The sequence below is a fragment of the Massilia sp. NP310 genome, assembly GCF_019443485.1.
In the GTDB taxonomy this organism is placed as follows: Bacteria; Pseudomonadota; Gammaproteobacteria; order Burkholderiales; family Burkholderiaceae_D; genus Telluria; species Telluria timonae.
Genome location: NZ_CP080379.1, coordinates 3,937,270 through 3,957,636, shown reverse-complemented (window position 1 = coordinate 3,957,636; position 20,367 = coordinate 3,937,270). Strand labels below are relative to the sequence as shown.

The window sequence follows — 20,367 nt, the reverse complement described above, 5'->3', positions numbered from 1 at the left end:
TGAATGGCAAAAAAGAAGGATTTTAAAGTCGGAGGTCCGGCACCGAAGCCAGTGATCCCCATTTTTCCATCGAACACGATGCTCGAACGTGCGGCTGTTTGTACTCTCACGATACCCCTACCTCACGGCGTCGACGAAAAGTTCGATTGGTCGGAATATCTCGGGCGAGGTTTCGATGACACGGTATCGGCCTTCGTTCTAGTCATGCGCGCGATGGTTGTGGAAGGCAGGCCTACTCCCTTGTCTTTGAAAAGCATTGCCAACGGTGCTGTGATTTATTGGTTCCGGTTCTGCGCCGAACGCGCCACTTCGGGAGCGGCACCGACTTTGAGCAGCATCAACGCTGACACGATTGATATGTTTGCCGGCTGGCTATCAACCCGCTTAAAGCCCAACGGAGAAGTATGGGCTTTGAACACCGCACGCACGGTCTATGCGAAAGTCAAGACGGTGCTGGTAGCTATTGCTGAGCGCAAGCTGCTACCAAGGCAAGGGTTATTCTCAAAAAACCCCTTCCCAGGGGCTACTGACGTCAACCGACGCCGCTACCACATATTGCCGCTGTCCGATGACGAGCGCGAGCGCATCCTACGGCCGCTTGCCATAGAGGTCGCTCAGGTGTTCGACGGTACACACCCGGGGACGCCTGTGACTCAGCTCGGATTGTGTGTTTTCGCAATCCTCCTGAAAACTGGCGTCAACCCAACTCCATTTCTCGAAATACCGCGAGACCTACAGAAGTGCTTCATGAGCCATCCCCGAATCAATATGAGGATCTTAATAACCTTCAAACGCAGGGCCGGCAACTACACTACCACGCCGTTGGGGCCTGTAGAGTCCCGCGTGGTTTCGCTCGACGTCTATAAGCTCTGCGAGCGGGTCGTGAGCCTAACGGAGAACGCTGCCAATCTGGCCATGGGATCGAAACTTGAAGGCTTGCTATGGATCTACGAGCTGGATGGGACACCCCGTGGCATGACCACGGAGACGCTCAGCAATGTCGCCAACTCATTTACGTTGCGTCACGACCTCTTGCGAGACGACGGCACACGCCTGAAGATGAGCAGCCAGTTGTTCCGCAATACAAAGGTCAACCGCGTCTGGCGAGCTTCCAAAGGCGACCTCATTGCGACAGCTCGGAGTGTTTCAAATACACCCGCTGTCGCTCAACGCTACCTGGCAGTCACCCCAAGTATGCTCGACGAGCACCGGATGGCGGGTGAGGTGCTTGTGGACACACTGTCAGATCCTGTACGGCGGGACAACACTCCGCACAGCGGCTGCAGGGATGCTTTCAATGGCGAGTTAGCGCCAAAGGACGGCTCAGTCTGTGTCGACTTCCTGTCCTGCTTCCGATGCAAATCTCAGGTCGTTTTGCAGGAGGATCTGTACAAGCTGTTCAGTTTTTATTGGGCGCTGTTTTCACAGCGGAGCCATGTTGGACAGGATAATTGGCGCAAACTCTTCGGATGGGTCACCAGAGTGATTGATCGCGATATTGCGCCCAAATTTGATGCCACTGTCGTTGAACGTGAGAAGGCCCGGGCTCGCACCGAACCACATCCCATGTGGCGGTCCCCCTCGGTTTTAGCTGCATTGAGGTCTCTCCAATGAGCGTAGACTTGACCTATGAGTCGCATACTGCGCCGATGGGGCTATTACCTGCGGAGAGAAATGATCTCGTCGTTACGTACATACAGCTTAAGTCTGGTGAACGTTTGCCGATCTCCCGCTATGGCGATCCGATTTGGAACTATACGAGCTTCTTTCCCGGGGCGGCGCGAGGAAAGCGGGACAAGGAAATTGTTTGGGCCAGAACACCTGACGAGTGGGTAACGTCAATGCGAAGTGCTGCAGCAGCGCTCACGTTTCGTAAGGCTCCGGGTGGAATGCGACTGGATCCATCGACGATTCCGAAGAGGCACGTCGTTCTGAACGCCTTCGTGAAGTGGGCAAGCTTGAACGGTATCAAACGATTCGGTGACGTCCGCGCATTCGATCTAGCTAGGTACATCCAAAAGCTGCGCGATGACGGTCTATATGACCGCAGTCTGTCCAGCCATATTGGCATCCTAAGGAAAGTGTACGAACTCCGACATGCAATGATCGACAGCTTCACCGACGAAGCTGCAACCGCGCTGAGGTTCGATCAGGTAGGGGCACTATGGGAGCCAGAGGCAGCCAATAATCGCCGTACCGAACTCATTCCCCTCGCTGAGGCATCAAGTCTGTTTTCAGCTGCTAGGGCGCACCTAGCTAAAGCCTCAGAATTATTGCGCCTGCGTGATCACTTCTTGGAGCAGTGGGAGATTGCAAAGGACAAATGCGATCGCAAGGCGTGGGGGGATAGAGTGAAAAAGCCCGCTGTCCAAGCCGCAGGGTTCCGAGACGCCTTGGAGTTCGAGTCGGCCGTCAGCGATATCCGAACAGCAGCATACATCATTATGGCCATGACCACGGGGTGTCGCGTCCACGAGTTAGGTGAGGCCGAGGTCAACTGCGTTTATTCAGAAACGGTGGACGGGGAAACGTATTGGTGGTTGAAAGCCGCAACCCGCAAGATCGGCGATGGCCCGATGCGCTGGTTAGCGCCTCAAGTGATTAAAGACGCTTCTGACGCCCTTGAATGGTATTCGGCTCCGCTGCGGCGACGCATCGCCGCAGAGCTGTCTATCGCACGTGAAAAGTTCGCGGTCGCAACCGCCGACGCGGAGAAGGCCAGTCTAGCTATACACATCCTTGAGCTAGAGCGCAATGCCCATCGGTTATTCCTGAGTGAGTCGTCACGCGGCGTAGTTTCAACAGATACCAGCTCGCACAACAAGCAGCTCAACGCCTTTGCCAAACGCAAGGGAATTATTCTCGGGGCTTTGCTTGCCACGCACAGGTTCCGGCGCACCTATGCCGTCATCGTCGTGCACTTGAACAAAGGTCCCCGCATTGACTTGGTCACGCTGCAGCGCCATTTTAAGCACGCGAGCGTGGTTATGACTGAGTGGTATGCCAAGCTCTTGGAAACCGACAAGGAGCTCTATGAGATCATCGACGCGGAGACGGATTACTTCGACACAGCGTTGATGGGCCACTGGCTGGAGGGAGCTACGCCGCTCGCCGGTGGTTTGGGGGCACGAATCAAGGCCTACGCTGGTAAGCATCACCAGCCGATCTATTTCAAGACCCGACGCGAGTTCATCGACAGCCTACGGGAGGGCATCAACATCCGGAGCACGGGCCACAGTTGGTGCTTGGCTGAAGCGAGGGACTGTGGCGGTCAAGGGCTTTTCGAGGCGCCACGGTGCGGTACCTGCGCTAATGGCGTCATTGACGACAGCTTTTTAGAAGTGTGGAACCACCTACGCCAGGACCATGAGAACTTGGTCAAGCTCGACGACATTGGACCTGGTGGCAAAGCAAAGGCACAAAATGGCCTTGCTGCTGCCGAAGCAATTCTGTTCCAGCTAATACCCCTGAACGAGATTAATGATGAGTAAAGAGATTCCAACAAGTAAGAGATTGACGTTGGCGTTTGCGAAGCTCAAGCGCGATAACGCACGGGATGGAAAGCCGGCCCCGTCTATAAGCGCCGTTGCTCGGGAGGCAGGCGTCAGCCATACGCTCATCCATACCAAGTATCCAGACCTCGCCGTCCAGATTAATAATGGGAGAGGTCGAGGTCCGAAACAGCAGTTGGAGAAACAGCGAACGCTAGTTCAGCAAGCTGAGCATAGATCAGCTGAACTACGGGCCGAAATCGCTGCTCTGAAGGCTCAGAACACAGGTCTTGCAAGCGAAAACGCGCGGCTCCTGTTATCAGTGAGAATGCTTGAGAGGAAAATTTCCGCTCTAGAGTCTGGCGGTTCGGTGCTCAAGCCACGGCGGCTGGCTTAGAGGGGGGAGACAAAATTGAAGAAGTACCTATGGCATGCTGTTCCCGATACGGAGGGCACGCTGTGGCTACGATACAGAGATCCGCGCCTCAGCCGCCAGTAAGTCTTGGCGATAGGCCGTCAGTATTGAAGCCTGAGAATATCGCAGCTTTGCACGAAATCGTGGCAGAGCACGCACAGGTGAGGCTAAAGAAATTGCCGATGAGCTGGATCGCCGTTGCGGCCCGCGTGTCTACACAGCGACGATTCAACGCGCTTCGCGAGCGTAGGGAATCGTCCGGCTTAAGGGAACACGCTGGGTGTCTCCGACAGCCGATAAAGGCCCTAACCGCTAGGGCTACACGGTAGTGCATCGGCGCGAGGACGTACCCCTCCATAGTACGAACCTGACCCATGCTGAATGGAACTTGGTCGCTGACTTGTTCGAGCGTGCTCCAGGCCAGGGGCACCGGCACATTACAGCCAGCGCGCGCTAATCAATGCGTAATCCTATGTTTTGCGTACAGGCTGCGCCTGGCGGTTATTGCCGACGATGTTCCCGTCCTGGCAGGCAGTCTATAAAGCAGAAAGCAGTGCTGCGAGGTGCAAGGAGGAGTCGATTCGACTTCTTCCATTCTAAGCCCGAGTTGATCACCATACGAGCGCTATATAATGAGATGATAATAAGGACAGGAGAGGCCACCCATGGCCGCATTTGACATCAGCGTGCGTGACACGCTGAAGCTGCTTGATGGCCCGTTCGAGCCCTTTGCAGATGGTGTGTCGAACGGGCTCTACGCATTCTGGTTGGGGTCCGGGATTTCATTCGGCCGCGCGCCAAGTCTACGCATCCTCGTCGGCAAAGTTGTCGAGTTCGTACGCTCGCAAGTTAATCACACGGATCCGAACTGCAAGTTCATCCGCACGCTGCAAGAGATTCTCAGCTTGGCGAGCGCGTCAGCGGACGAACTATCACGCTCGAAGTTCGATGTGCCCTTTGCCAGCTGGCCGGATCAGGATGCTATAGCTCGGCGCTTGGTCAACAACTATTCTAAGCTGCTTGGCCTCACGGTTGATGGCGAGGACATGGACTATCTGTTGTGGACCGTCATCGACGTCTGCGCAACGTTCGCCGATACCGCCATGACGCCCGACGTGGAGCATCTGTGCCTGGCGGCATTGAGTCTGGAGGGTGCAATCCCTGAAATGCTCTCTGCCAACTGGGATCCACTGATCGAAAGGGCAGTGGAAACACTTACAGACGGTAATGCCGCGCTCAGCCCGACGGTTGTCGCACGTCCCGCCGATCTTCAACTGCCCCGCAATAAGACCCGCCTCATTAAGTTCCATGGCTGTGCTGTCAAGGCTCAAGATGACCCGGGCCAGTACCGCCAATGGTTGGTGGCTTCAAACGATCGGGTCGCCTCCTTTTGCACCCAAGCGGACAATCAAGGGCTTGTGACAGCATTGACGCACATCGTCGGGAGCAAGCGCACACTTATGCTGGGCCTCTCAGCCCAGGACGCCAATATTCAGGGTATCTTCAACAAGGCGGCCAACGAATTGACGTGGCAGCTTGGCGATCCTCCACCGAGCTACGTGTTCTCGGAGCAAGAGCTGGGCATGGACCAACGATCACTCCTAAAGAACGTATACCGTGGCCAGATTACCCCCGTGAACCTGACGTCGGTCTTTGAGGCGGGGCGAATCCAGGCATACGCAAAGCGGTTGCTCACCGCGCTGCTGCTGGATGTGTGGTCGAGAAAGCTGCAGGCTTTGATTTGTCTCGCTCCAGGTACGCTTTCGCTTGCGGAGCGTCAACACCTGTGCATCGGCATCGTTTCGCTTCGCAATCACTTGGCAGATATGGCGAAGCCGGAGCTCGACTTTATTGAGGCGCTCCTTAATCGATTCGGCCGCGCCTGCAAGCTGCTGCGAGACGGCCAAATCGAATACCCGAATGTCAAATTTGAGCCGATCTCAAATGACGTCGTGGCAGCCCTCACTGGCAACCCCGCATTGGGGGCCCTCGGATTGCGCGAGGCCGCTGTAGCACTCGGCCTGGTGGGGATGGGTTTGAGCCGCAACCACTGGGTGGTGGAAGCCGAGTCTCTTGACAGGACATCAGGCTTGCTGGCGGTCACAGGAAAAGGTCCAGCAGCTGCCCGCACCAAGGTGTACCTAACAGCCAGCGCGTCCGGCGCGGCGCTTCTTCACAGCGAGGGCCACCTAGTGGAGACAGAAAACCCCATCTTGATTCAGTCGCAGAAGCTTGCAGTGCCAATGTCCCGATCTCCAAGGGGGGCCACCGGACGGACTGGACTCCCGAAAGCACGCGAGGTAAGCATATCAACGCTGCTGCAAACCTACGCTACCGCTGATGATCTGTATGAAGCATTTAGACAGGAGCTCGCGCTATGACTGATTCAACACCGGTGGGCCGGGTTGCGGCAGCGCTCGAGGATGCTGGGTACCAGCGAATCGCCAACGGACTCCGGGTCGGCGAGCTGAAGTTCCAGTTTCCAGCCGCGTTCGTAAAGGCGAATAGTTCGGCCGAACTGATCGTAGTTGCCGACATCGCAAGCGAGAGCGAGACGCAGCTGACACGTAAGGTCGACGGCGTGGCGCGCGCGTTGGACATCGCATCCTCTACACGGTCACTTACCCTAGTGGTGACCGGCCCCCGTCCCAGCGCTTCCGCCCTGGAAACTTTGGGACGGGTCTGCCGAGTCCTCCCTACCGGAACCATCATGGGGGCCGACGGCGACCAAGTCCTCAAGAACTGGCTCGCTGTGCTGTTGCCCCTATCGTTGCCTAAGCCTGAGTCCGTGGCGGGTAACTCCTTGGCCCGCATCCACGTCGCCGCACAAAGCCTCGACGAGACCATCAAGAGACTGATCGATGTTGCATCTCTTGGTGAGGGCGCCGTCAGCAAGGAACTTTACTCAATCATCGACGCCGCTGCCATCCAGGCCCAGGAGAAGACCATATGACACCGCGCATCACGTCCCTCATAGCCACCGACTTTCGCAGTCTTCGTGGGACCGTCACGATCCCTATGGACAGCCCTGTCGTGCTGATCCATGGCCGCAATGGCGCTGGCAAAACCAGTTTATTGACGGCGATGGAACTTGGCCTCACCGGCCACTTGGCATCGTTATCTCGGCTGGACCCGCAGCTTCGGAATCATCTGGTCCATAAGGAGGCGGTGTCCAAGACGGCATCGGTGTCGATCGGCGTTCACGGGCTTGGCGTCGAGTTTTCAGCAGGAAAATTCGATATCCATGGCAGCGAGTTCACCGGAAAGGCGGCGCTCAATTCCGTCCTGACAAAGCACTTCTCTGAGCGCTGCTACCTCGCGCAATCCACAATGACGAGGCTGCTGGAGTTCTACGAGCATAAATCAACGAATGGCACGGAACTGACGCGATTCGTCAAGGAGCTGCTCGGGCTGGATGCACTGGATGCCCTCATTGACGGCCTGCACGACGCCGGCGATGTTCGCCGGCTTCGTGGTCATGCCGTGAGCTTCTGGGACATGCGTGAGCAACTCCCGAGTTTGGATGACGAATTGAGCCGTCTGGCCAAAGAGCTCACCTCCGCCGAGGGGCAGGCAATGCAGCTCACACAGTCGGCACAGGAGCGACTAACACCACATTGGCCAGAAGTTGCCACTCTCTCGGCGCAGGCGATGCTTGACCTGTTGAAGGAGCAGTCACAGGAGCCAGAGCAACAACGTTTGACTCAGCTCCGGCGAGAGCTCAACGACACGATCTCGCAGAGCCAGAAGGAAATATCCGCCATGGCAGCCGACCGGCGCTCTACCATCGAAACGGCCGCCGTCGCCGCAGACGCGGCACTACGCAGTTGGCTGGACACAAGCGGCCAGCGCATGACGGAGCTGTTCGAAAATCTCGGTGGCTACTTCTCTGATCTGCCGTCCCCTATTCAGAACCGTCCTGAGTACGCTCGTGTCTATGCCCATCGGGCAGTTTCCAATGAGGTGGCGCGATGCCGGCAGGTTCAAGCTAAGGATCAAACAGCGCAACAGCAGGTTTCGACGCTTCAGACTGACCGGCAAGGCCTCGCCACGCGGCTGGAAGAGATCGACAAACAGATCGTGCAGCATTCGCGCGAGGCTGGCCATCTTGCGCAGACGCTTTCCGCCCTGGTGCCGCATATGCATACCGAAGAATGTCCCGTCTGTAGTCGGGACTTCCGTGAGGTTTCGTCTTCGCCGCTGCTGGGACATCTCACGGCTCGAATCGCGTCCCTAACTCAGTCGGCTGGGCTGCTCTCAGCGTTGTCGAAAGAGCGGGCGAACACTGGGAGCGAGATCGCGGCTCGAGATAGAGAGATTGGTGTCGCTCAGGCGCAAGTCCAGACGGCCGAAGCGATAACGGAGTACGGGCAAAGGCTTGCAATCCTTGAGCAGGCGTTGCAGGAGTTGGCGTCCCTGGAAGGGGAGGCTATGGCTGGCGAAACCCTGTTCGGGCAAGCTGCTAACGCCGCGCAAGCTCTGGCATCAATTCGCGCTGTCGATCAGCAATCAACAGCTATTCGAGACACTGCTGGTCGGTACGCCACAGTGCTCTCGGTCGACCCCATCGGTGACAGCGAGTCTTTGCAAGCAGCGCTGCAGCGGTTCTTGACTGAGGTGACTGCTCGGTTGGAGCGGCTGACGGCCAAAGAGCTGGCACGCCGTGATGGCCAAGCGGCGCTGAGGGAACTTCTGCTGAAGCAGCAAAACATTGAAACTATCAAGGCGCGGCAGTTGGAGCGGAAAACTACTTATCGACGCCTACAAGCTGCGAAGGAAGCGGGGGAACGCACTATCGAACAGGCGCGCGAGCTTCTCAAGCTCGCTCAGGTCGAGCGTTCCCGCGTTATGGGCCAGGTGTTTAATGATTCATTGAATGCGGCATGGCGAGACCTCTTCGTCCGCCTGGCACCGGACGAGCCTTTTATCCCCGCCTTTGCTTTGCCTCAGGCGACAAAAGGTGGAGTCGAAGCAAAGTTGGAGACCCTCTACCGAGATGGCAGCAAAGGTGGAAATCCAAGGGCCATGCTCAGTGCCGGGAATCTCAACACGGCCGCGCTGACGCTGTTCTTCGCACTTCATCTGTCCATGAAGCCGCAGCTGCCATGGCTGATCATCGACGACCCAGTGCAAAGCATGGACGAGGTTCACATTTCGCAGTTCGCTGCTTTGCTGCGAACACTCTCGAAGCAGCATGGCCGCCAGGTCATCATCGCTGTACACGAGAAGCCGCTCTTCGACTACCTGTGCCTAGAACTCAGCCCAGCGTTCGATGGCGACCGACTGATTACAGTAGAGCTAGGGCGCGCGCCCAATGGCGAGTCGGTGGCAAATACTACAGTCAGAGAGTGGAAGCAGGATCTTGCGATTGCAGCGTAGAATTTTCAACGCCACATGTGCTGAGAGTTCAGCATGCGCATTGAGCAACCGCTCAAAACTCGGCTCCGACGTGCAGATCGAATATTTTGCCAGCAGCTCTCCTACGCATCTTCAACGGACCGCCCTGATCAAGACTTCGAATGTCGCGACACCGTTCGTCCACGGCCAGGCGGCCGTGTCGCGTGTCGGATGACGGTGACTCGGGTGATCTTGCGGTTAAGTCAGGGCATCGGACCTGTTCGAAATACAGCGTCTCAATGCCGTAAGATACTAGAGACTGATTTGATCTTCCTTACGTCAGAAGGAATGCGTCTCATGCAGGCGCTGGCGACAGTACCCAGCTGAGCCAGCGCCCCGCCGGGACAGCGTTCCGCCGAGAGACCCTAAGCTCTGCGTCTCGGCACCATAGCTGTCTGCAACTCGCGCTGCTTCACGAACCCGAGCACCCGAAGCAACTCATCGTCGTAGTTCGCTGTGCCGATCTTGTCCTGCAGGCGTGGCAGGACGAAGTCCCGAAGGCTCAGGATCTGAATTGGGAACGTGCGGTTCAGGTGCTTGGAGTAGAATTGCGTCTCGATAGGGGCAGCCCCATCAGCGCCTTTTATGATCCAGCAGACCCAAACCCGCTTCACCTGGTCTGGCTCGAATCCAACATCCTCGTAGGTGGCATTGATTTGCTCCCAATACACCTTCCCTTTTTCGAAGTCCGTTGTGCCGTTCGCAGCGCCCTTGCGCTCATCAGGCAGGCCGAAGAATTTCTTGTCAAAGTGGGGACCAAGCTCTTCCAACCTCACGCACCAGTTCATCTGATGAGTAACCGCCACTTCAATGTGGAACGCCTCGCGCGTTTTCAGGTGGTAGGCGAGAAGGTCCAGCTGCCGGTTGTTGCCCTTGACGACCTTCTTATCGCCCAACGTAAAGCAGCCAAGAACCAGGCGAAAATAGGCGTCGACGATGTGTTCAGATGCGTTCAAAATTATCTTTCCGTTTTGGGATTAATCATGATTCGATGTCAGGCCGCCGAAGGATGACTCCAAAGAATGGGATAAGCAATGCAAAGATACACGCGCAACGATGGGCTCTTGAACGTCCCGCTATTGGCCGAAAGCAGACCTGTTGTGGCGTCTGCTTTCGACCCAAAGCGGACCTTCGCGATGAAGTTTCTCAAAGTCAAATCGTCGTTAGATTAGCACCGCCTTATCAGAGCCCCGGGGTAAGCGACTAACTTGAGACGACTTCGACCTTAAGTGCAGATGCTGACCTTAAGACTTTCAAAGTTGAGCGTCCGAGTGTGCCCTTGCGGAGTGAACGGGCAATTATCGCCTTGAACTGCTACAGTCCAGGAAACGTTTAACGGATCTTCCCTTCTGTGATTTTCTAGGCACAGGTATCGCAATCTCGACCAAGATATCCATGCAGCTCGTGAATCCTGATTTACTTCGCCACCGAATCGTGTCCAAATACGGCTTAAGACGATTAGCCTCACTTTGAGGTTTTCAATGTCACATTGAATCTTATGCAGGCCAAATAGCTGTAAGATGTCGCGGTTGATAGTTCGCGCCTGCCATTCGGACACCTTTCCGATCCAGTCGTTTGCATCCTGAAGATTCTTTATTCGACTGCTTCTTTGATTAGGGGTTGTATAGGGGGAAGGCCATTTCAGCTGAACCAAATACACGCAGTTTTCGGAATGCTCGTATAGTACCGAATCAATATCTGTTGAGGTTCGCCCATCAATTCCTCTTATTTTTATATTCGTGTATCCCGTTGTGTAGTTAGCGCTTGAAAATAGCGTACTTAATTCCGCTTGGAAGCCTGCTTCTCGTCTATCTTTTCCAGCCTCCCAGCTTGCAGGGTAGAGCTTTTCTAAGTTATTTGCTAAGAAAGAAAATGAGTTGCCTAAATAGCCAAATTGTGGAGTCACTATTAGGGAGGCAATGCGAATTCCTAACGGGGATGGATGGTCGTTCTTCGCAGCGTAATCTTTTGCATCTTCCAAGGTTAAGATAAACGCTGACTCAATATTTTTCTGCTTGTCAATCCCCGATAGTTCAAGCGCCTGATTCCACTTTTCGCTCAGCTCATCATCAAGATGGATGGCTGGCAAGAGGTGTCGAAGTGTTCCCAGATGTTGCATTGGCTCTGGAAGGTCTCTCCAAATCTTTATAGCATAGAACTGATGCAGATATGACAGGGCCGTTAATGTCGCAGCAATCTTCTTCCAATCCCCGAATGTTCTTGCGCCGATTACAACTTCGTCTGGGAAGAGATCTGACTCAGCATATTCATTGATCTGCAGTTGTGCCTGTCTCTCGAAAATTCGGAAGAGTGGTTCATTAAATCTTATTTCTCGGATGCCGTGGTGATCAGCGACAGCATATTCATCTATCGGCCGCTTCAGCCACTCCGAAATTTCTTTCTCAACCTGATCCCGTTGCTGTTTTTGCTGTTCTCGTATCGCATCTAGAACGGCATACTCGTCTTCTCTTTCGAGCGATTCCAGATTGCTTTGCTCTATGATAATAGTGATTGCCTTATCCGATTCAATTTTGCAACTTACTACGTTTTGCCGTTCGAGATACGCTAGATGCCTTATGTGCGATAACTCTCCAGCTTGACGAAGAACTTCATCGGCCCAAGCTACAGCTTCAGCAGGTTGTATATCGCCCAAGCTTGATTTATCTATTTTTGGATCAATTTTTGAAAGGAAAGCGTTCAAAAGCATTGAAATGCCTTTTTGGATGATATTGCTGTAACCGCGAGGTATGCCATATGGATCCGGCCCTAAAATATTCCCGATTTGAAGTAACATGGCATGAAGATCGGTCGATCGTATAAGCTCCATAAGGGCCTTATGTTCTTCCCCTTTACAATCGAGCAAAATTTTTTCTAGCCAAACCTTGATGTACTGGTCAATTATGGAGGCGGCGGTACGCATGTAATCCTCAATTTAACTCTAGGCTCTGTGTTTATCAAAAATGCCGTTACGCAAACACCCTATAACTACGGTGGACTTAAGCAGCAGCCTGTGAGGATTTCGTACCTACAACGAGCCCCACCGGGTAAATTGGTATTCAGTGCGATTAAGTGCACTTGGATAAACTGCATTTCTGCGTTGTAACGTCTCGCGGTACAGGTGTCCTGTCATTAATCCCGCGCCTTGCCTTGATGGTTGTGCTAGGGGGCTCGAAGTTGTCTCGGCTGAGGACGCACAATGTCATGGATGCGCCCGTCGACTTCTGCGGATCGTACGTCCGCTCTTGGCCGAACCCGGCCGTTGAGCCCAACATAGCAGGTTGCCGAGAGCGAAAAATCGCGGACTGTCACGAAGAACCGGATCCGACCCAAAGCAGACAATCATCCTTCTTTAGAAGTCGCAGGCAACGGCACGCGTGCAGACTCGCGGTGATCTCTGTCATGTTTCAGGCAAACTTCATCGCTGCGAGAATGGCGAGGTACTGTTGCAACTCGAGGAAAAAACTGTCGCCGCGTGTCCCATGCATCGTCACAGACAGTTCCTCATTAGTGCTCAAGCCCCCCTTCGTAATATTCGCTGAGCCGATCACAGCCGTGTATTTATCGCCGCTTTCGAAATAGTAGATTTTGGTATGCAACGCACGACTGGGGGGGGCAACCATGCGGTGCGTCAGCCCTGTGCGGGAGGCCAGCGCTGGCGCTACACCTTCTAGGGTTTCCGTCAGGTTGGAATAAACCGTGATGGCGGCACCATTGGCGAGCGCTGCGTCAATCGACGGCAGCAAGTCCTTTAGCCCAGGAAGTTTGATCCACCCGGAACACAGGATCGACACCTCCGATTTCTTGATTAGCTCAGACAACAGGTGAACGTGTTTTCGTTTGCCAGAATTCGTTTGGAGGAGCATAAGCGTGCACAACTTTCATTGACCAATTAAGTTTTTTAGAAGCTCATATTTGCGACATAAGAGTGCGATATACGAACGATTGCTCTTAGTCGCCTTCTGCCGCCTAGTCTAAGGCAGAAGCCAACCCGAAACGGACGAACGCATACGGCAATATGCGCGCTAGCCGAAAACTCCTATTATGCTCATCGTAAGAAAGGTTTATCGACAGTTTGTGTTAGTTAGTTATACTATTTGAATGTCATTGTAGAGAAAGTCCCATGTGCTGTTAGCCAGCGTCCCCAAGGCGAATGATCAGTACAAGCAGACGAGGATTTTTTGATTTTTTGATAGCAAGACGTGCAGTACGTTGTAAGACATTTGTCACACATCTTCCAATTGTTGGAGCCGGTTTTTTCGGCGCCGGTCTTGCCGCATCCAACACAGCGTGTTGCTTTTCCAGGACGTTCTATTGTCATAAACCCTCAAGTATTTGTTTCAAGCTTCGAGTCAAATGTTATCGACAGGCAGTGCCAACCTCTTCATTGCCGTTACCGGCCCTTATAGCGCAAGTAAGTAGTTACCATAATGCAACAGGATGAGTCTAGTCAAATATTCCCATTCTCTACCACCGCTTTTGAAGCGCTCCTTCAACACTACGGTGAATCTGTGAACGGTTGGAATCGACCCAAAGCAGACATCACCACCTATTGCCGTAGTGATGACTATAAGTAAAAATCCAATAGTGTTTAGCTTTTGCTGCTAATCAAAGAGAAGTGCGGCGACATCGTCTTTGCTCAAATGTCGAGAGGTATTAACCGCCGTGTCGAGAGTCGCCAAATTCGTTTGCCCTTGTCCCGATGTCAAAACCCCTAAGATATAGATGGGCACGAACATAAGAATGCCAACTATTACGCCGACAGGGCCGGCAAACGACAAGACGTCTGAAGCTACCATTGAAAGCGCACTAATGGCGACAATTAAGACAATTGCGGCAATTTTGATCAGTCCACCTAGTTGTATCAACCAGTGCGCCGACCTGTATGCATCTCGGTAACGACGAGTCAATGCCTGAACAATTTCACTCTCTCGGGATCCGCTTGCATTGGCGAGGACTTGGGACCGTGGCAATCCATTCGACAACAACGGTTCAGTTGGCAAGATATGGTGTGAACTCGCAGTTGTCTTCCCACGTTCGGTCCCGCATTGCCAACAAGCGTCGAACTCCTCGTCGATAGTCTCTTTACAGCCTCTGCACTTCCACATAGTGTCGCCTTCTCTAATCTAACCAAAGTTATTTTGCTGCACTCTACCCCTCGGTCAGGGTCGGCCCGCCGTGCGGATCGAGCGCAATCATAGTTCTGCGCTTTGGAACCGCCCAAGCGAATTTGTCCAGAAATCCAGCATGGGATAGTCGTTCTCGCGCCGGGCGTTTCATGTTCTTCTTGTTCCAGCAGCGACCAGGTTGCGGACGGATGCCAAGTTAGGTTTACGCCCTCAGTAATCGATGGGTAGAACTCGCAGCTAGCGCCATCTTGTCGGGAGGTCTTTACATCCTCTAACGATGCCGAATCGCTACTTCTTCATGTTCAGACATGCGCCGTAGAGCTGGTCCTCGAAATCCTGTGCAGCCTTGCGCTGATTTGAAGGGGCCTCCATGCGAGACGTTTTGTACGCATCTTGAACCAGCGCCTTCATGCCCTGACGAAGTTCCGGGGAGTCCATAGCCTCGGCTGTCTGCATCTGTTTAATCATCGAAACGCCTTGCTGGCGATTCAACATTACTTGCTTGCCCAGTGACGCGTAAGAGGTGCACAGGTTGTCCCAAGCCTTTTTGTTCTCGGCTGCTTTCGAATCGGCTGCATGACAAAGAGGGGTTAAGACCAGGGCATAGATAGAAGCGAACAAGAGACGTTTCATTGATTTCCTTAGGGGATGTGATCTGTTCAAGGCGTTGTGATAAGGACTGGTGCTGCCGCTGTTGTCAAAGTGACGCCAGTCGCCTTCTACGCAACCCGTCGCGGCGCCCAGCTATCCGCACTTCTCGTTGAACTTCTCGAGCGCCCGGCTTTTGCCCAACATGTAATCGTCGATGTATACGTGTCCGCTCTGGCCGTTGCTGTACAGAACATCCTTGAAACCATAGCCACTGAGTTCCCCAAGGATCCCATCGTGCGCGACGGGGTCGTATCCGCCATACCATTCAAGCAAATACAAACCTTGGGGACCGTCGGCAATAAAGTAGCTGCAGCCGCGTGTGCGCAACAAAACATGAATCGGTGCGTTGCTTGTCGCATAGCTTGCTGGCTCAGCTTGGCGGCGCTTGGCGCTCTTAGAGCCTACCTTGGGGCGGGGCTGGAGCGCGAATATGTGGATTGTTTTACCAGCGGCCACCATTTTCCCCGCACCGGGGCAGATCGCGGCCTTAGGGCCGTAGGCGTATAGATACTCGTAGGAACCCGAAACCTCGTACAGACCTCCCTCGGCGGTCTTGAACACCTCGCCGTGGTTGCCCATGAAGGGCGACGGTCCGACGATCGTGGTTTCGAAGCAGTCCTGCGCCTGTGCGCTTCCGCCCGTCAGTAACAAGCCACACAGAACCAGTGTGTACGCATACCTCATTTCTGTTTCCGGTCATCCGCCCGCTTCATCAGCAGCACTTGGCGTGCCTGGTCCAGCTCGTGGTTGCGCCGATATGCAGCAATTTCGTTTTCGTCCACCGGGCCAGGAACTCGGTTTCGGACGAGTTGGTAGAAGCGCGCGGATTCCTGTCTGCAGGAGCCAGCGACGGCCGGTGCAATCGAGGCAACGTCGGAGACCCTATCGTCCAATTGCAGCGAGGCTTTGTACAGGCATAGGATGACCTGCTGGTTCACGTCGGAAAGCTCGTCGGCCATTGCCGGCGTTATCAGGGCAAGCCCCAAGCCCAAGGTTACAGTCAACTTCCACATCTGTTCTTTTCCTTGCGCGCCCGCAGGCGCAATCGAGCTCAAGTCTCATGTGTCGGCGGACACACTAGTGTGCAGGCGTCGGCGATAAGCCTCATCAATACCGGCGAGTTGGCTCAGCAGGCGTCTTATGCTCCCAAGGGTTAGTCGTCGAGCTCGATCGCGTGTAGGGATTGGGTGTCGGCTGAGCTCGGGGGAGCGTCGACGGGCGGGAATAGCTGTGCGGGTCGGGCTCTGGGGCTTTTGTCCCTTCCTTGCCTGTGTAAGGGTTGATATTCCCCCGAGTACTGTAGTTGTCATTACGGGTATCGTTTGGACCCGACCGGTAATGTGGGGCAACGTAGGTTCCGTCTTTCTTCGTGTAACCGCTTACGCTAACTTGCGCAGTAGCTGATCCCGTAAATACACACAGGATCGCTGCTAGCACACTTATTTTCATCTTCATCTAGTTTCCCAGGCGGCATCGTAGCGTGCCGTTCGCCTGTCGATTCTATATTGATAAAGTGAGGTAGATTCTCACAGATCTGCACGGATGTATGGATGGAAGAACTTGCCTAGTTCACAGTTGAAGGTTACGCAAGTTGACTGGTATCGCGGCAGTTTTGATAAGTCCACGTTAGTGTAGCTGTGTGTCTGCTACCGACCCGAAGCAGACATTTGATACAGCGACAGTGAACAAGGTGATCGTAACGTACGATCTACTTACAAAGTCAAATACAAGCAAATAGCTGTCGATACAACCACGTCAAATGGACGCCGATGAAGCTGGCAGCGTCGGTTACGAGTGCGTAGTGCTCGCAGTTCTGACTAGTTTGATAATAGGATGTCTTTCTTCACGGGTACGTAGCGGTAGGGTACGCGGTCAACAGCCCTGCCGCAGCTTTCACGTGCGGCCGAGGCATCGAGCAAGACCCAGTTGCGGCGATGGGCTTCGCCAAGAACGCGTTTCTTCGTCAGATCGAAGCACTGTAGCGCTAGATTATCGGGGAGCAGCAGCACGCGATTCGGAGCTGAGCGAATCCAGCGCCAGGCATTCCATTCCTGCTGGGGTAGCGGTGCCAGGTAGCTGAAATGGACCAGGGGTCGGCTTGCAAACAACAGGAACTGTTCCTTGAACTCGAGCATGCCGACTTCCGCTTCAGGTGCAAGGCTCTGTTCGAGTTCTTGCATGACTGCGCGCGGCGTCCGGTGTGTGTTGAGGGAGGGCCACAGCCAGAAAGAAATGAACAGCCAGGTCAGCAAGCTGGCTAGGGCGAGCTGTTCGAACAAGGCGCGTTTGCGCAACAGCCAGACGATGCTGGACAGCGCCAATCCCAGTATCAGCAGACCTGGAGCCAGAGCGGCGATGGCGTCGGCGTAGTCGTCCGCTCGGTGATGCAGGCGATCCGGAGCAAACAGCGCCATCGCTGCCAGCAACATCAGCAGCAGGCCAACCACCGCGAGCGCTCCCCGTAACAGAAGAGACGCGGTGCGGCGCCCTTTCTCCGGCGCTTGTTCCCAGACGTAGGCGAGTGCCAGGGCAGACATTGGTAGCGCCGGCAGGATGTAGACCTCGCGCTTGCCAGGACTGATGGAAAAGAAGAGCAACACTAGCGCAACCCAACTCAGCAGTACGCGCAGTGCCACGCTGGACGGCCACAGCTTCCTGATGCTGCGGATCTGCAGCAGGAACAGCACGACCAGCGGAAACCACATGCTGGGCAGTGCAGTCGACAGGTAGTAGTGCCATGGCTTTATGTGATGCCATGCATTGGCATAGCGTTCAGCGGTTTGCCTGAGCAGAATGTTGTCGCGATAGGCCAATAGCTCCGGACTTTGGATGCGTTCGACCGCCACCCACATCGGCACCAGCCATAGCGCCAGCGTGCCCAGCATCAGGGTTGGTCCCCACCACGTGCGCATGCACCAGACCTGCTGCCCGGATGCGGTGACGGGGCGGCGCCAGATCGCCAGCGGTATCAGCATCAGCGCGGGAAGAAAACCGACGCCCTTGGTCACGATGCCCAGTGCCATCGCCACCCAGCTGGCGGCATACCAGCCCCAGGCTGGACCGAGCAGGAAGTGGCGGACCAGCCCGTAGCAGCCGAGTGTGATCCAGAAGCAGGCCACCGCATCGATTTGTGCGGCCTTGGCCTGCAGCAGGAACTGCGGCGTGAACGCGAGGACAAGCACTGCCGAACGGGCGACGTTCTCTCCCCACAAGCGGCGACCTAGGTCGAATACCAGCCACAGCGTGCCCAAGCCCGCCAGCGCACTGGGCAGCAGGAAAGCGATCTTCAGTTGTCCGGTGAGCTGGTAGAAAAGGGCGATCAGCCACATGAAGACTGGCGGCTTGTCCGGATAGAACTCGCCGCCGCGAGTTGGGAATAGCCACTGGCCCGATTCCACCATTTCTCGTGCGACTTGGGCAAAGCGCGGCTCGTCGGCAGGCCAGGGGTCCCGCAACCCGATGCCGGCGAACAGGGCAGCGATCAAGAGGGCAGCGATCCACGGCCACCAGTGTGCGTCTTGCCTAGCGCTCGGATTGTGCGGGAGTTGCATGCGTTTGTCCTCGGATGTCCTGTAGCCTCTGCTTGAAGCCATGATGGTAGAGATAGAGCACCATCGCCGTGGACAGCACCAGCATCAAAAGGCTGATCCAGATCTGCTGCTCGTCATGCAAGGCTAGGCCCGCGCCGGCAAAGCTGAACAGCAGCATTTGCGGCAGATAGCCCAGGAGGCTGCCCCAGAAAACCGCCGGTATGCTCAGTCCAGCCAGGGCAACCGCGATATTCGTCGCCAAATTGCTGCCGACCGGCATTAGACGCAGTGTGCAGATCCACAGCCAGGTATTCTCGCCGAGCAGTAGGCGGATGAAGGCGACGCGTTCGCCATGCCGCCGAAGCAGCCAATCCCTGCCGATATTGCGCACGTAATAGATCACCAACAGGGCGCCAAGTCCGGTCAGCGCAGTGCTCAGCAAAGCCCCTGTCAAGCCACCCATCAGGTAACCGCAACTGAATGCGAGCAGTTGGCGCGGGCCGCCGAGCGCGGTATATAGCACGCCGGTAAGCACGAAAACGGGCCAGGCAATCGCCCAATGTCGTTCGAACAACCGGTTCAGCAGGTCCAGCTCAGTGAATGATCCCCACCATTGGAAATGGAGGGAGGCAAAGCCTAGCGCGAGCAGGCAGGTCAGCAGCAGCGGCTTGAAGAGCAGCCTCAATTCAGTTTTCAATGCTGCACTTCCATGCGCTCGATCAGCGGCAGCTTGCTGCGCCGGATTAGCCAGCTGACCCCCCACATGTCGACGATGCCCCACCCATAGCCGATTCCAGGCGGTGTATTTCGATACGCCGGCGGTACGGTGTCGATGGTGCACCGGAACGACTGTGATCACGCCGCCAAGGCGCTTGACCAGTGCCGGCACGAAGCGATGCATGTGGTCAAAGTACGGCAAGCAAAGCCAGGTTTCGCGCGGCAGTAGCTTGAGACCGCAGCCGGTATCGGGTACGCCATCGTCGAGTATGCTGCGGCGCACGGCATTAGCGATGCGTGACTGGATTTTTTTCCAACGCGTGTCGCGCCGATTCTTGCGGAAGCCCGCAATGCAGAAATGTGGGTGCTTATCTTCCATCGTCAGCCCCTGCGCCACTAGTGCCGGAATGTCGGCGGGGTCATTCTGACCGTCGCCGTCTATCGTGACGAGAAAACGCCCGCTAGCGTGGCGCGCAGCGGTCCAGAGAGCGGTGCTCTGTCCGGCACTGCGAGCATGGCGGATGAGTCGCCCCGGCATGCCCAACTGCTGGCATTGCTGCAGGAACACAGCGCTAGTATCGTCGTCGCTGCCATCGTCGACCAGCACTACCTCGTGAGAATGATGGCCAGCGAGGGCGCGATGAATCTCGTTGACCAGATGCCCTATATTATCGGCCTCGTCTTTCGCCGGAATCAGCACCGAGACTAGGAATGCTTGCTTACCCTTCTTTTCGTCATCCATGTTGTTCAATCGTCTTAAAGAAATCACAGGTATACATCTTGTGCGCTACTTCCTGCAGGGGCCACCATGCAGTTGCTGACGAGTAGGTTGGTAAACGCCAACTCAATAATTCTTAACGATCCAAAGATTTGTATTTTCTGGCCTGCCGCCCTTAGTAGAAAGGCGATATCAGGTAGACCCAGATCGCCCAGGACACTAGGATCCATGCCAGTACGACTTAAGCAATGCCATAGTTGCTTTTTGGCGTGCGTCTTTGCTTTGCCGTCTACTCATTGACCCGTCCCCCTGCACTCAGCAA

At 55.2% G+C, this 20,367-nt stretch carries 14 protein-coding genes; 6 read left to right on the top strand and 8 right to left on the bottom strand.

Translation table 11 applies throughout. From position 1 onward, the window contains the following. Positions 1-3 precede the first annotated feature (3 nt). From KY496_RS17385 to KY496_RS17360, 6 genes are all read left to right on the top strand, one after another. Positions 4-1,614 carry a hypothetical protein gene (locus tag KY496_RS17385; protein WP_219861738.1) on the top strand — a complete coding sequence of 537 codons (1,611 nt, stop codon included), beginning with the start codon at positions 4-6 and terminating at the stop codon, positions 1,612-1,614. After that, positions 1,611-3,491: a hypothetical protein gene (locus KY496_RS17380; RefSeq protein ID WP_219861736.1), complete on the top strand. Its 1,881-nt coding sequence runs from the start codon at positions 1,611-1,613 to the stop codon at positions 3,489-3,491. Before KY496_RS17385 ends, KY496_RS17380 begins: the two co-directional genes overlap by 4 nt. 892 nt (positions 3,492-4,383) lie before the next feature. Then, the gene (locus KY496_RS27465; RefSeq protein ID WP_373889459.1) at positions 4,384-4,506 is read left to right on the top strand and encodes a hypothetical protein; all 123 of its coding nucleotides are present in this window, start codon (positions 4,384-4,386) and stop codon (positions 4,504-4,506) included. A 65-nt stretch (positions 4,507-4,571) separates the two neighbouring features. Continuing rightward, the gene (locus KY496_RS17370) at positions 4,572-6,287 is read left to right on the top strand and encodes an SIR2 family protein (protein ID WP_219861732.1); all 1,716 of its coding nucleotides are present in this window, start codon (positions 4,572-4,574) and stop codon (positions 6,285-6,287) included. Then, positions 6,284-6,859, top strand: a complete 576-nt coding sequence (locus tag KY496_RS17365; protein WP_219861730.1) for a hypothetical protein — start codon at positions 6,284-6,286, stop codon at positions 6,857-6,859. Before KY496_RS17370 ends, KY496_RS17365 begins: the two co-directional genes overlap by 4 nt. Continuing rightward, entirely contained in the window at positions 6,856-9,285 is a 2,430-nt protein-coding gene (locus KY496_RS17360; protein ID WP_219861728.1) for an AAA family ATPase, read from the top strand. The genes KY496_RS17365 and KY496_RS17360 overlap by 4 nt, the downstream gene beginning before the upstream one ends. Before the next feature lie 383 nt (positions 9,286-9,668). Here the strand turns inward: KY496_RS17360 and KY496_RS17355 are convergent, their stop codons facing one another. From KY496_RS17355 to KY496_RS17320, 8 genes are all read right to left on the bottom strand, one after another. Next, positions 9,669-10,259, bottom strand: a complete 591-nt coding sequence (locus tag KY496_RS17355; protein WP_219861727.1) for a hypothetical protein — start codon at positions 10,257-10,259, stop codon at positions 9,669-9,671. Between the two features lie 269 nt (positions 10,260-10,528). Further along, on the bottom strand, positions 10,529-12,223 hold the full coding sequence (locus tag KY496_RS17350; RefSeq protein WP_219861725.1) for a hypothetical protein: 1,695 nt from the start codon (positions 12,221-12,223) through the stop codon (positions 10,529-10,531). Between the two features lie 484 nt (positions 12,224-12,707). Beyond that, the gene (locus KY496_RS17345; RefSeq protein WP_219861723.1) at positions 12,708-13,166 is read right to left on the bottom strand and encodes a phospholipase D-like domain-containing protein; all 459 of its coding nucleotides are present in this window, start codon (positions 13,164-13,166) and stop codon (positions 12,708-12,710) included. Between the two features lie 1,551 nt (positions 13,167-14,717). After that, positions 14,718-15,062, bottom strand: coding sequence for a hypothetical protein (locus tag KY496_RS17340; protein WP_219861722.1), 345 nt, complete (start codon positions 15,060-15,062; stop codon positions 14,718-14,720). Between the two features lie 111 nt (positions 15,063-15,173). After that, positions 15,174-15,764, bottom strand: coding sequence for a hypothetical protein (locus tag KY496_RS17335; RefSeq protein WP_219861720.1), 591 nt, complete (start codon positions 15,762-15,764; stop codon positions 15,174-15,176). Then, positions 15,761-16,093: a hypothetical protein gene (locus KY496_RS17330; protein ID WP_219861718.1), complete on the bottom strand. Its 333-nt coding sequence runs from the start codon at positions 16,091-16,093 to the stop codon at positions 15,761-15,763. Before KY496_RS17330 ends, KY496_RS17335 begins: the two co-directional genes overlap by 4 nt. 804 nt (positions 16,094-16,897) lie before the next feature. Next, entirely contained in the window at positions 16,898-18,631 is a 1,734-nt protein-coding gene (locus KY496_RS17325) for a glycosyltransferase family 39 protein (RefSeq protein WP_051997066.1), read from the bottom strand. After that, positions 18,603-20,069: a glycosyltransferase gene (locus KY496_RS17320; RefSeq protein WP_219861716.1), complete on the bottom strand. Its 1,467-nt coding sequence runs from the start codon at positions 20,067-20,069 to the stop codon at positions 18,603-18,605. The genes KY496_RS17325 and KY496_RS17320 overlap by 29 nt, the downstream gene beginning before the upstream one ends. Between the last annotated feature and the right edge of the window lie 298 nt (positions 20,070-20,367).